This window comes from Vreelandella andesensis (assembly GCF_003989795.1).
Lineage (GTDB): Bacteria > Pseudomonadota > Gammaproteobacteria > Pseudomonadales > Halomonadaceae > Vreelandella > Vreelandella andesensis.
Genome location: NZ_RZHG01000027.1, coordinates 87918 through 101371 on the forward strand (window position 1 = coordinate 87918; position 13454 = coordinate 101371).

General features: G+C 48.6%; 10 protein-coding genes. 3 read left to right on the plus strand and 7 right to left on the minus strand.

What is annotated here, in order from left to right; translation table 11 throughout:
- Positions 1–30: 30 nt before the first annotated feature.
- Together ELY33_RS14595 and ELY33_RS14600 are read left to right on the plus strand one after the other, a co-directional pair.
- Entirely contained in the window at positions 31–1413 is a 1383-nt protein-coding gene (locus ELY33_RS14595) for an undecaprenyl-phosphate glucose phosphotransferase (protein ID WP_126948637.1), read from the plus strand.
- A gap of 152 nt (positions 1414–1565) precedes the next feature.
- Positions 1566–2807: an O-antigen ligase family protein gene (locus tag ELY33_RS14600; protein WP_126948638.1), complete on the plus strand. Its 1242-nt coding sequence runs from the start codon at positions 1566–1568 to the stop codon at positions 2805–2807.
- Between the two features lie 102 nt (positions 2808–2909).
- Here the strand turns inward: ELY33_RS14600 and ELY33_RS14605 are convergent, their stop codons facing one another.
- Complete coding sequence (locus ELY33_RS14605) at positions 2910–3896, minus strand: site-specific integrase (RefSeq protein ID WP_126948639.1); 987 nt, start codon at positions 3894–3896, stop codon at positions 2910–2912.
- Positions 3897–4242: 346 nt separating this feature from the next.
- Between ELY33_RS14605 and ELY33_RS14610 the strand changes: the two genes are divergently transcribed.
- Positions 4243–5423 (plus strand): IS3 family transposase gene (locus ELY33_RS14610; RefSeq protein WP_126948640.1). Its coding sequence is split into 2 segments (ribosomal slippage): positions 4243–4510 and positions 4510–5423, totalling 1182 coding nucleotides; the frame shifts between segments, so codons are not numbered across the junction.
- A 3-nt stretch (positions 5424–5426) separates the two neighbouring features.
- On the opposite strand, the gene ELY33_RS14615 is transcribed toward ELY33_RS14610, so the two are convergent.
- The 6 genes from ELY33_RS14615 to ELY33_RS14640 form a co-directional block, all read right to left on the minus strand.
- Complete coding sequence (locus ELY33_RS14615) at positions 5427–6719, minus strand: DEAD/DEAH box helicase (protein WP_167470098.1); 1293 nt, start codon at positions 6717–6719, stop codon at positions 5427–5429.
- Positions 6716–7321: a hypothetical protein gene (locus tag ELY33_RS14620; RefSeq protein ID WP_126948641.1), complete on the minus strand. Its 606-nt coding sequence runs from the start codon at positions 7319–7321 to the stop codon at positions 6716–6718. Before ELY33_RS14620 ends, ELY33_RS14615 begins: the two co-directional genes overlap by 4 nt.
- Positions 7318–7500 (minus strand): hypothetical protein, encoded by a 183-nt coding sequence (locus ELY33_RS14625; RefSeq protein WP_126948642.1) that lies wholly within the window; start codon positions 7498–7500, stop codon positions 7318–7320. Before ELY33_RS14625 ends, ELY33_RS14620 begins: the two co-directional genes overlap by 4 nt.
- Positions 7501–7876: 376 nt before the next feature.
- Positions 7877–10213 carry a site-specific integrase gene (locus ELY33_RS14630; RefSeq protein WP_126948643.1) on the minus strand — a complete coding sequence of 779 codons (2337 nt, stop codon included), beginning with the start codon at positions 10211–10213 and terminating at the stop codon, positions 7877–7879.
- A complete protein-coding gene (locus tag ELY33_RS14635) occupies positions 10204–12564 on the minus strand; it encodes a hypothetical protein (protein ID WP_126948644.1) in 2361 nt (786 codons plus the stop codon). The genes ELY33_RS14630 and ELY33_RS14635 overlap by 10 nt, the downstream gene beginning before the upstream one ends.
- Before the next feature lie 3 nt (positions 12565–12567).
- The gene (locus ELY33_RS14640; protein WP_126948645.1) at positions 12568–13341 is read right to left on the minus strand and encodes a hypothetical protein; all 774 of its coding nucleotides are present in this window, start codon (positions 13339–13341) and stop codon (positions 12568–12570) included.
- Positions 13342–13454 lie beyond the last annotated feature (113 nt).

Consider the following 13454-nt stretch of genomic DNA (forward strand, 5'->3'; position numbering starts at 1 on the left):
TTACCGCTGCACTGTAAACAGTTAGGAAATATGAGTACATCGTCTACGGCCTTTTCAGAGCGTTATCCTGCCAAACTCGTCGTGCCTGTTGTTGACGCGCTGGCGTTAGTGGTTGGTGGCGTTACCGCGTATTGGATGCGTTTCGACACCGTTGCCCTGCATGAGCGTTATACGCTGGCGATCGCCATTATGATGCTTCTCATCATCCTTTTGAATGTTATGCAAGGGGCGTACACACGGTGGCGCATCACGCGAATATCCACCTTACTAGGCAAGCTTTTACTCGTTTGGTTGATCGTTGCGATTCTCGCGGCCTCCATTATCTATTTTGCGCATGCGGCTGATCGTTATTCACGCCTTTGGGTAGGCTACACGCTGGTCATTTCCTTTTTGATCTGCGGATTAGCGCGTGTGTGCGCGCAGCTTATGCTACGACAAGCCAGAAGGAGGGGGATTGCGCGTCGTCCTGTCTTCATGATTGGACCAGGTGAACAACTCATTCGTGTCGCCAAAGGCATGCGAGCCTCTCCAGCCGAAGGATACTCCATCGCCGGTGTGTCGCGCCTGAACGGTGAGGTCGATGCAGTCTATTATCAAGAGTTAAGTGAGCGAGTGGCACGAAGTGGCGCGCGTGAAGTATGGATATGTGTGCCGCTCGAAATGGGCAATGTGGTACGTAAAATTTTGTTCTCACTTCGCAATCTTACTGCTGAGGTTCGTTTCATTCCCGATTTTCAAGATATGCAGCTGCTTAACCATCAAATGAGTGAAGTGGCTGGGCGCCTTTCTATCGATCTTAGCGTAACGCCCATTAACGGCATGGCACGGATCACCAAACGCCTTGAGGACATAGTGTTGGGGTCTGTTTTTCTCATTTTCTCACTGCCTGCTTGTCTCGTCATTGCTATTGTTCTGAAAATACAATCGCCTGGCCCCATACTTTTTAAGCAGTATCGAACTGGCGTAAATGGAAGATGTTTTAAAGTTTATAAGTTTCGTTCTATGGAAGTTCATGACGAAAAAAGCAATAAAGTCACCCAGGCCTCTCGGGGAGATCCTCGCGTCACTCGATTTGGGGCATTTCTGCGCTCTACGTCTCTCGATGAATTACCCCAATTCTATAATGTTCTACAAGGGCGAATGTCTATCGTGGGGCCCCGGCCTCACGCTCTTGTGCACAATGACTACTATAAAGAGTTGGTGGAATCTTACATGAAACGGCACAAAGTGAAGCCTGGGATCACGGGCTGGGCCCAAGTTAATGGTTTTCGCGGCGCTACCGAAACCATTGAAAAGATGGAAAAGCGCGTCGAGCACGATCTCTGGTATATTGATAACTGGTCGATATGGTTAGATCTTCGCATCATTGGCCTGACGATTGTAAAAGGGTTTGTGAACCCAAACGCTTATTAGGGGGTTGATACCTTGGATTGGTATCAACGATGGTTATCGTATCCCCTTCTATGAATCTTGGCCGTTACCCCAGCCCCTGCTATTAATGTTAGCGTGGTTTTTTTTATGGCCACTTTAGCTACAGTGTTTCTTTTTTGAGTGCCTTCTTCATCATGATGTCTCACCACTTGCTCGAATTATCCGCACGTTTACGCCTATATAATACCTGTGCGGTTTTCTTATTTGGCGCCCTTGCCTTAGTCGTCCCTTCTGGCTATTCGGTCGGTGTCGTTATGCTTTTGCTAGGCAGTGGTGTATTGCTTATCAACCGTCCACCCCTAAACCTAACCCGCCAAGATAGGTTGATAATAGGGGTGATGGTGGTATACGCCGTCGTCAGTATGGCGTGGGCTTGGTGGGATGGGCAGGGAACTCGTGGTTTCGATAAACCGAGTCGTTTTATCTTTGCGGTGCCCGTTGTGCTTACCATAATTGCTTACCCACCTCGCCTTTCTAGTCTTTGGGCGGGGTTGGCGGTAGGCGCTATTGGGGCAGGGGGGTGGGCAAGTTGGCAAAAATTAGCAGAAGGGGCGTGGCGAGCAACGGGATATACGCATGTCATTCAGTTTGGCAACCTGAGTATGCTCATGGGGATTCTGTGCTTGGCTGGCCTAGGGTGGGCATCGTGCCAACCACGTCGTCTACCTTGGTTTGTCTTCATGCTGCTCGGTGCATTCATGGGCATATTAGGGTCGTTGCTGTCGGGTAGTCGTGGAAGCTGGCCCAGTCTACCGTTTGTATTAGTCGTGCTTTACATCAGTTATGGCCGCCAATTGCCAGGCTTGATCAAAGGGGTATTATTGATCCTGCTGGTCACTGTCGGGACGTCGGTCTACATGGTGCCCCAATTAGGCGTTCAATCACGTGTTCATCAGGCATATGATGATGTGGCTCGCTATGCGTCGGGCGAGAACCTCAGAAGCTCTGTTGGCGATCGTTTTGAGATGTGGAAAGGCGCCTCTCATTTGATCCAGGAAAAACCATTCCTTGGATGGGGGCAAAACGGCTATCAAGACGGCATGCAGTCATTAGCGGATAGTGGTGTGATCAATCCTTATGTTACTGTTTATGGTCATTCTCATAATGATTTTATCGATACTTGGGCTAAGCGTGGCCTCGTTGGGCTCATTGCGTTACTAGCTCTTTATTTGATTCCTCTCCGGCTGTTTTTTGGTCAGCTTAATCATCCCAACCATGACCTTCGCTCATTGGCGGTCGCAGGCGTGCTGCTGCCAGTTGCTTATATCAACTTTGGCCTTTCACAAGCTTTTTTGGCGCACAACAGTGGAGTGATGATGTATGCCTTTTTGCTGGCGGTGCTGTGGGGATGTTTCACGGTACGTGCAAAGACATAATTAAAAACAAGCCACGCACTTTCGGCTCATGCGTGGCTTAGTTAGGCTAGTTAGCAGAGGACGACAGCGTATGAATGTCGTCAAGCTAGTTGGCCAAACGTATCATAATGAAAAGAAATCCCCGGCATTGTCCTCAAATTCGTCGGCGATTCGAATATAACGCTCAAAAGTATTCTGGTCGCGATGGCCACTGACACGTTTGATTTGTAGGTCGCTTTTACCACGCAGGTGCGCTTCGGTTATAAATCCGGCTCGAAAACTATGGGGCGTATAGCCGTGCGTTGTTAGTCCCGCTTTTTCCAATGCCTTTCCCATTCTTATATAAAGTGTTTGGGCGACCATTTGTTTAGCGCCTAGTTTGCCACGCGAGCTAATGCCGCGAAAGAGCGCCCCCTCGGTAATGCCCGAGACGGTTAGCCAACGCTCTAGCAGAGTGACGGGACAGTAGCGGCTTCCTGACGGTGCTCGCATCAAACTCTTTGTTTCAACCCTGCTCGAGCGATTGGTCTTACTGTGATGTAGAGTGATCACTATCCCTTCAGGACGCCATTCAATATCTTGGTAAGCAAGTACCACAACTTCACTACGTCGAAATGCGCCATAAAAGCTCAGTAAGAACACCGCGCTATCTCGCAAGCCATGCAGCGTCTCGCGATCTAATGTGTCGAGTAGGTGATGCAACTCCTTGAGACGTAGAGCAGGCGCTGAGGTTTGGCGCATACTTCGACTTTTCTTTATACCGCGCAATACGTTACGGACGGCGATTGTTTTCACGGGTGAAGGTAGGTTGTGGTAGCGATGCCACATATGGAGCGAGTTAGCATAGCGTTCTAGCGTGGCTGGTTTCTTGCCCAGCGCATTTTGCGCCGACAAGTAGTTAGCGATATCGATCTCAGTGGCTGGCAGGACGCCACCGGCTTTTTGATAGACGCTCAAATCGGCACGCATGGCACGCACTGTATTGGGTGAAACGCTTTCTGACAGCAGACGCTTTGCTTCACGTGACAAGCCAACGTGATTGCTGGTTACTTCATGATGGTGTGAGAGGTCGGATGCCGGGTCGAGTGGATGATCGTGTCGTGGTTTCATCGCAATATCCCCCCTTAGTCCGTAAGGCGTAAGGCAATGAGGCGTTCATAAAACGCCTGTGAAAACGCCACATCTGTCTCAGTGCTAGTGATATGGCTATGATGAGGGGCTTGAAAAGACAGTGTGATGCCGCTCGAATCAGTGGCACGCGCTTCACTCTTTTCGGAGGAGGGCGTAAATGCTTGAGTGGGGATGGAGCTGTTGTGCGCGATAGCGTCGACATTAGGGAAATGTGGCACGTCGTCGGCGGGGCGGTTTTTATTACCCGTGCTCTTGTAGTGGCATAGTGAATTTGGCCACCTAATTAGAGGTGCTAATATGCACCAAGACATCACTAGGTGGCAGCATGGCAACAAGACCAAAACGTAACTTTAGCCCTGAATTCCGGCTCGAAGCAGCACAGCTGGTCGTCGATCAACACTACACGGTTCGAGAAGCGGCTGAGGCCATGAATGTGGGGCATTCGACCATGGATAAATGGGTGCGTCAGTTACGCCAAGAGCGTGTTGGCCAAAGCTCTAAAGCAACGCCCATGACGCCTGATCAGCTCAGGATTCGCGAGCTTGAAAAGCGCATTCGTGACATTGAGATGGAAAAAGACATCTTAAAAAAGGCTACCGCTCTCTTGATGTCGGACTCCCTGAACACTTCTCGCTAATCGAGAAACTCAAGACGAGCTACCCGGTAAAAAAACTGTGTGACGTGTTTGGCGTGCATCGCAGCAGCTTTAAATACTGGAGACAACGTTCAAAAAGACCTGTGTGTGCCACGAAAGCCAAGGAAATAGCCAAGGTCAGAGAACTATTTCGCGAGAGCGAAGGCTCTGCAGGTGCGCGCAGCATTGCAGAGATGGCGACAAGGCAGAATATTCCGTTAAGCCGCTATCGCGCTGGCCGCTTGATGGAAAAACTTGGTTTAGTTAGCTGCCAAGTTCCTGGGCACACCTACAAGAAAACAGGTGATGAGCATGTTGAGATACCGAACCACTTAGAGCGACAGTTTAACGTCGAGGCACCCAACCAGGTTTGGTGTGGCGACGTCACGTATATCTGGACTGGCAATCGCTGGGCTTATCTAGCCGTTGTCATGGACTTATTTGCTAGGAAAACGATTGGCTGGTCAATGTCGTTGTCACCCGATAGCGAACTCACCAGCAGTGCATTAAAAATGGCTTATGAGGGTCGGGGGCGGCCAAAAGGGGTTATGTTCCACAGCGATCAGGGCAGTCATTATACGAGCCGCAAGTTCCGTCAGACGCTCTGGAAATGTCAGATAAAACAAAGCCTAAGCCGACGTGGGAACTGCTGGGATAATGCGCCAATGGAGAGGTTCTTCAGGAGCTTAAAAGTTGAATGGGTGCCAACGTATGGCTATTGCTCATTCTTGCAGGGGCAGCACCATATCGTGAACTATTTAATCGGGTATTACAGCCAGCTTAGGCCTCACCAACATAACGGTGGTATGAGTCCAAATCAGGCAGAGGAAAAATACTGGGTTAACTATAAACCGGTGGCCAGTTTTACTTGACCACTACATCTCGACCTTGGCTAACTCATCGGGAAGGTCGTCAGTCAGTCGTCGAGCAAACCGGCGCAAAAGAGGTTCATTAAGCGCGTAGAAATAGCAGTGCCCATCATGACGGGTTTGGCGGCGAATAATGCGTCCGAGTACCTGACGAAAGAACTGTTCCGTTCGCACGTGGCTGAGATAGCAGCAAACTCGTAGCCGAGGCAGGTTAACCCCTTCAGTGACCATCCCAACGGAGACAATCCAGGCGGTGTCGGCGTCCCGGAAGGTTTCTAATTGCGTATGCGCCGTTGGATCATGACTGGTGACTAAACAAACCGTTTGGTGTGCATCTTCTAAACGCTGCGTAATCTCCTCGGCATGCTGAATGCTAGCAGCGACCACTAAGCCACCTGCTTTCGGGTCGTGTTGGCGGAGGGTGCTTAAGCGGTTGATGCCGAGCGTTAATACATGCTGAAGCGGAGCATCATCGTGCAGAAGGGCGGCATAGTGTACGCCTGGATGCTTGAGCAGTTGCGGAATGCTTGCATACTGACGTGCTTCCTTGCGCCCAGTCCTGGGATGCGTTCTTGTTATCCCGATAGAGTGGTTATCGACAAGCTCTATCGTTGGATAGCGGCATACGCCGTCTTGAATGGCTTCTTTTAAGGTATACACGTAATCAGGTATTAAGTGCTTTTGCGTCGGTACGCGGGGGAGCGAGTCACTAGAATTGCTTGGTAGGTCGGTTGCTTCAACATAGCGTAGTAACGGTAAACAACTGCCATCCGTCCGCCAGGGCGTCCCTGACAAAGCCAGCGTAAAGCGTACATGCCGCTCTAGCGCAATGAGTGCCAGCCCCCATTGGTTGGCTTGATGTACTTGGCCGCCTGGGGCGGAGGCATGATGACTTTCATCCCAGATCAGAAGTACATGGCCGTTCTGGCCTAGCTGTTGTAGAGAAACCAAACGGTTGGAAAGCGCGTGGTACGTTAATGTCACGCCAATGGATCCCAGCCGACCATCAAGCGAGCGGTTGAGTACTTTTTCTAGTGTACGACGCGCGTCATTTACCACTGCTCGCGTGGGGCCAAGATAAACTACATAGTCAATATCACCCCGTTTTATTAGCGCCTCGGTGAGCACGGCGGCCAGCAACATTTTTCCTGCCCCTGGCGTGGCTTGGCAGAGAAAGTGCGGCATTTTTGATGATAGCTGTATGAGCGCACGTTCTAAGCATTCTGTTTGCCACTGACGTAACATCGGGATAGATGCGTTGGTGTGATTCACTTGTTGCGCAGGAGAACTGGAAATCATGAGCGCAACTCCTGACTTGTCAGCTGAGAGCGCAAGGTGAGGTTAGCGTCCCACTTGCCTTTTAGATGATTGCTCTTTTCTGTCGCAGCTTGAAGTAGGGGGATAATGCGCGCTTTTTCGGTGGGGTATTGGTCGAGGATTTTCTTGTAATACTCAGCTTCGCTGATCGCGATATGCATGCAAGTGTTGAGATGCTGACGGTCTTTTTCAAGAAAGGTAAGGAGATCGTCGTTCGTGCTAAGCCGCGCTGAAACCGGTGATGTATCGTCGGTTGTTGGTTGTTCACATACCGTTTCTTCCACATCAAAATGTAAGCGAAAAATAGCGCGCTTTTTATCGACCATTCCTACGCGAGTCGCAAGTCCTAGACGTTCTAGTGCATGTACGCGATCGCGAACATAGTAGCGCAACCGTGTTTTGTCGTAGTCGGCAAACTCTGGCAAGGCGTGCAGGACGTTTCGTACGTCTGGGATAGTGAATTCAGTATTGGTGTAAGCGTAGTGGAGCAGCTGGTTGTCTAGTGCCTCTGCGATCATACGCCCCAGTGGATTATTGTGACGTGGTTTACGAGGTGGTAGTGAGGAGGAGGTTATTTGGCTCATGAGCGCACCTCCTGAACACCATCTGCTGGCGCAAAAAAAGCAACGCAACAATTAAACGTGGAAGTACGCAGTGCTGAAATACGTGAAAAGTGAGAACAAGCGGGGTAGGAATTAACGATAAACGGGGCAGAAGTAAGTGTCTGCTGATAATGAAGGGACGTGATGATACACAGTGCCATGGGTAAGCTCCTTGGATATTAGAGCCATCCCCTCTGTCGCCAAACAGTATGGGGGCGGCCGTACGCAGGTTGGCGAACCGGCATCCAAGAGAACCGGCAGACTTAGGAGTCTCCCACGCACGACCGCCATAATTTGGCGTAACGATATATGCTAGCCATGGCAGTAGCGCTGAAGCGCCTTGGATTTGTCAGGTCGCCAAACCTGGTTAAGACAATTATCTTAACAGCTGTAAAAATATCAGGGCTTTTTTGACTTGTAAAGGAGTTGTGCTTTTCTTCGGTCAGAGGCAAGGCCTAGTGGGAATGCGGGGAATGTCATAGTAGCTGCCCTAGCAAGTAGGATGCCAGGGCAGGCATGGGTTTCAGTGGGAGGCTTTTAGCCTTTTAGTTTGGTTTTTGGTGCCAGTATATCGCTATGAATGAGGCCAAGTGTGTGTGCATAGTTTTCTAGCAATGTGCCAGGCTCGCGATGGCCTATCCATTTCGCTACTTGTAAGAGCAAGGTGCCCCTCGATAGTGTGTCACTCCCTTCAGCACCGCAAAAGTGCTGCAGTATTAGTTGCAGTGGTTGTGGTTGAAACATCCAGTGATACTGGTGCTGGAGTGTATTTCTAAAATGGGGGAATTGAGCAGCATGCAACCTGAGTAGTGTCCATGAGACTGCGGCGTGGCGTAGGCCATGAAAATCAATGTCATCGCCGAGCATGTGGCGCATCCACTCGATAACTGGCTGAATTAACGATGATCGCATATAAGTCTCTGGGGAGTGCCGAGGACCGAACAGCGCTATCTCTTTGAGTGGCAACGTTGAACATTCGAGACGTCGTGTTTTTACCCATGTATAAAAAGCGTTAACGATTGAGGGTGGAGCCATGATATGCAGTGCCACCCGTCGTCTCGCAGCGGCCGTTTTTCCACCCAGAATCTCGACCCAGCAGTTGCGATACCCTTGTTCATTCGCATCGCCAAAAACGATGGAATTTAGTGTGAGAGATTCGACTTCAGAGGCGCGTAAACCACCGTAAAACCCTAATGCAATCACCAGCCCCATCATTTGGCGTGGATCGCCGGGCGGCGCATTATGTGTCAGCGTATTCCATAGCAGCTGCATATAATCCGGTGATATAATGCGCGTTCTTAACACGCTGGGGGCGAGTGATCCGGATTGCTTTTTTGGGATGGAGACATCTTCGAGCACCCCATATTGCTGACAAAATCGCATAAATTGGCGGAAACTTTCGTTGAATTTTTCTAGCGTGCTAGTAGACCATTGAGAGCCTGATTGAGCCTCTATCTGTAGCTCTAGGACTACGTCGTCATCCCAGTCGCTCAGATCGAGCACGCCGTCATGAAGCAGCATGCTCATAGGCGTCAATCTAGAGAGCAGTGTGCGTGCGGTACTGAGCTTATTGCCTTCGGTTCGCAATTGATAATACAGGAACTGCAGTACCCACCCTAGGTAGTGGCCCCGATGTCCTATGAGCCTATCTAATTTTTTTTCGTAGCGAACCAGTAGCGTCGGCATATCTTTTTTATGTTTCTTCGCTGTCACTTTTTTCGGATTTAGCTGTTTAACTTCAACTAAAAACTGTTGCAATAGGTTTTTAGCCCGACGCTGCCAATCAATTGGCAGATGCTCGATGTGAACAGAGGAAATACCTGCTTGGCGTGTTTTTTGTCCAGCCTCAGGAAATGACGCTGGTCTAGAAAGAGGCTTCGAGGTTCTCTCTGGTAGGCGCCCTTCGCTCTCCCCTGGTGCGTAGTAGTGAGCGCAACCGCTTTTCGTGAGAAGCGGCACGGGTGTGCATGTTGGTAGGGGGTATTTTCGGAGCAACGTTGCCCAAACTGGCGGTATGCCTCGCATGACCGCCATGTGTCGGCTCGCAAATACTACTGAGGACCATCTCTTCAACGATTGCCACTGGTAGCTGTCAGGGTGCATGCGGAGTGATGTCAGGCACTCTTTGGTGATTGACGTTAAGCGTTGGCGTAACAACAGGCGTCGAGCTTTATGCGTGAGGTTGTCGCTATCGTTTTTTCCTAATAACCAACCTGCTGCGTTAGTATATTTAGTCAGCGTTATGATGGCCCTCAATGGCACCCAAATATCGTCATTTAAACTTATCCGATAATGGCCATCTGCAGGCCACTGTGCGTTTGGCGAGGAAGGAATAGATAATTCTCTTCCATTGATATGTTCCGGTGAGATCATGGCTAGTGTGCCAATCATCACGGTCTCACTCATACCCAGGCGGGACATGAGCCGGATAGCTAGCAACATCAGCCATGCATCATGGCATTTATGTTGTCGGCACCAAGGTGATAAGTGCTTTTCCAGAGCCTGCATCTGCGCGTGCATCGAAAACATACGGGGTGTCGTTGGCAGAGCAGACGGTCGATGTACAGCAATGGGTTCTGGCATCAACACGGCACGCATGCCTGGGACGGTGTTGATTGCCGTCATTACTCGATTAACGCGCTCTAGTGCTTGTCGACGCGTAACTGCACGTCCGGCAGCTTGCCGCCAAGTAAAAAAAATATCTATCAGAGTTTGTACATCGTTCTGATCAAGTGTCAGCTTTTGAGTTGGTTTTTTATCCTCTAAAATAGTACTCAATATCAACGTCGTGTCAGCGAGTTTTAATGAATGAACCAGAGGATGCTTTTCTTGTTTCCAGATGCTTATTAATTCCTCCGCATTTATCAGTTCCACGGCATGTGACTCCAATCGAGAGGCTGATAACCACATGTTTTTAACCATGCTTGTAATGTATGTCGCAGCTGAGATTGCTCGTTAATCGCTGGCATTGTATCCGCGCGAGGTGAGGATAAACTGCGACCATAACTGGCGTGTCCGAGTAACGCATCTACCTGGGCATCAGAAACGTGGCTGCGAAGGTGGGTCGCGAGTGAGTGGCGGGTAACATTGCTCGGCCAGCCAGATAAATTCGGCAGGCTGAGAGCTGATAAATCGGACCATCTCATGTCGCGAATCACAACTTGCTGGCCGCGTTTTGCTCGAAATAGCCATCCGGGGGTGTCCAATCGTCCGTTTCGCTGATCATCGATAACGACGCCGGCTGAGTTAGCAACGGAGATGAGTGACGCGTACCATCGCTGTAGCGAGCACAAACTGTTGCGAATACTAGTGAGCAGTGGAACTACTCGCGACTCGATCCCGCGTGCCGAGTCCTTATCATGAATCCATTGATGTTTTTTACCGATACGGTTTTCGCTGCTGGGTCCAATCGGGCGGGCTCCCGACGCGAGTTGCCACCCGAGCAGTTCATGCGCTGACACTAGCTGAGATAGACTGATTAATGCATCGATAGGAAACGGTTTTGTCAGCCACCATCCGCTCATTTGAGCGTGTGGTTCGCGCATAACCTCACGAATCTTCTCAAAAATTGGTTGAAAAAATTCGGCTGACTGAGCGATCGCTGAACCAATCGTGGTTGGTGTGCTAAGAGTATTAATACTCGCTTTGATAGGCGAAATAAACTCAGTAATACCCAGGTGTTTCAGCGTTTTATTAAATAGTTGCTGACATTCAGCACGTTGCAGTTGGCGATATGCCGCTGGTGCTGCTAATCCCAGCCTAAACTGTCCCGATAGTGTGGCGGCTGACACGTCATCAATTGCGTGTGGTCGTCGATAGAGCCAGCTACTAGCACTCAAGCGGTTAGCCGTCGGCATAGTGCCTGGTTTGTTCTGAAAGTGTCTTTTTAGCTGACGATTAAGATGCCCCCGAGCGCCGCGAAAGGGGCGCTCATATAATTCTAAGCTATTGAAAAATTGAGCCATTCCGTGGGGGAGTGTAATTTTAACCCACTGGTTTTTTGGATTATTATGATACGCTGAGGGACCATCTAGCAGTCGGTAACACAGCATACTCTCAGCGATACACCAATATGGGCGTTCATCTTCTTTATCGCTAGTGACGGCGTTGGCATGTTGACTGATGGTGAGTCGCATCAATCGCTGGGGTGGTAATCCGAGAGATAGCAATAAAATAGCGTACTGCTCTAGTGTTCTATCTAGCGGCAACCCCAAAATCTCATAGATAGTCTCATCCGTTAATCTAGCTAGATCGGTAACGGCCGCTAGCGACGAGGCCGGTGCGTGTCGGGTAAAACGGCGTACTAGTTGCTGGTCATCTGCCCGAGTGAGCATGTTAGGAGTTGATCGCTGGAGAGTAATCTCCTCACTCACCTCTTCAAGACCATTGTTTTTTTTATTGCGATTATTGTTTTGGACGATCTCCATTTCAACGCCAATAATGTCTCTTTGACCGACGCTTGAATCGTATTGGTCAGAAAGTTCGTTGCGAATTAAGATGCGTCGCGGCGAAGATACACTGGCTAGCATTGATAAATGTTGGTTATGCCAGGGATCATTTTTAATAGTATTACTATTACTATTACTATTACGGGAGCCCTTGATCTGGTAGTTTCGTAATTGTTTCCCCGGACTAATCTTCTTTGTTGCTAACATGGTAAAGATGTCGACTTTTCCTTTTAAGCTATTTCTCTGTGCATATAAAGAATCACTATTAATAGCGTCAAGGAGCTTTTTTTCAATAGGCTCTTGGGTGCCAGTGATATTGTAATCAGACTTAAGGATGGCGCAAATAACATCTCTCGATGCGATCACGTGATCGTAAAATTTTCTTGGGGAAATTTTTTTATCTTTAGCTACGCTGGCGAATAAATGACTAAAATACCGTTTTGCTCTTATAGTAAAAGCGTTAGAGTTTCGTGGGAATTGGTGTCTGTTGGTTAGAGCATAGTAAACCGGGTAGTGAGTGCCGATTAACTGTGGCGCAGTGCGGCCAATCAGATTAGTTTTCTGTAATGCTATAATTGTCGAATTAAATTCACGTGCATGAATATCACTGGCATATAAAGCAGCTGCCGTTTCTAACGTCTCAAACGATAGGGGTGGTTGTGCGTAGCGAATAATATCATCGGCATATCGTTTCTCTATGGCCGAGAGAGATGATCTGTTCATAATCGACCACCATTCTTTACGAATTTCATCGGGGTAAGGTAATCCATTAAGCATTTGTTATTTGTCCTTTTTAATGGCATTAATTTCAGCTTTTTCGGCGGCACGTTTGATGTTGGATAACGTTTCTTTAATATCAATTGCTCTTTGTTCATTTCTTTTATTTCTAGCATTGCTTGAGAGCGAAGTTTGGTTGTTCGGTGCTGGGGTCATAATCGAATTATTAGGGTCGTTGCTTTTGTTAGTGTCTAATTGTAGGTTTCTTGTCTTCTTTTTAATGTGGCCTAGTTCGTGTGCGATTGAGCTATCAGAAAGATTGGCAAAGCTTAGTAATTTTTTTAAATGGCTTACAGATAGCTCATCACCATTGAGTAGTGTGTTTTCTATACACTCATTTAGAGCTGTGTTTTCAAAGATATCGTTTATAATTTTTTTCCAAATAAGGCGACCTTTCGAATCTTTCTTTGCGTAATTAAGCCGCTGAATGGGGCCGAAAAGAAATTTCGCAAGCATAATTAAATCACCATTAAGAGTTTTTTCGTCGATATAATAAACAATCAGGCTGCTGGGTAGATGAATGTTATTTTTTTGTGATTTTTTGCTAAATTTTAATTGTGCCTGTAATGACATTCTATTCACTAGTGACTGACCTCCACCCTCGTGAACCAATAAAATGGGAGGATGTGTCAGTAATATATTGTGATCGCCATTCAAGGCGGCACGCTGATAGTTTTGGTTTTCTGTCAGATTGAGCAGTTCTAGCGTTGATTGAGTCGCCATACGCGATTTAATGGTAAACGTGAGATTTGGTAATGGCTGTAGATATATGTCCAAAGTGTGCGCTCCTGCTGATTTTGTGGCTGCTTGACTGATAGTTGGGTGTGATTATCTGTGTGCCCCAGCCGCTAGGAGCGTTTTAAAAATTCAAGGCGGCAATCAGCGCACAC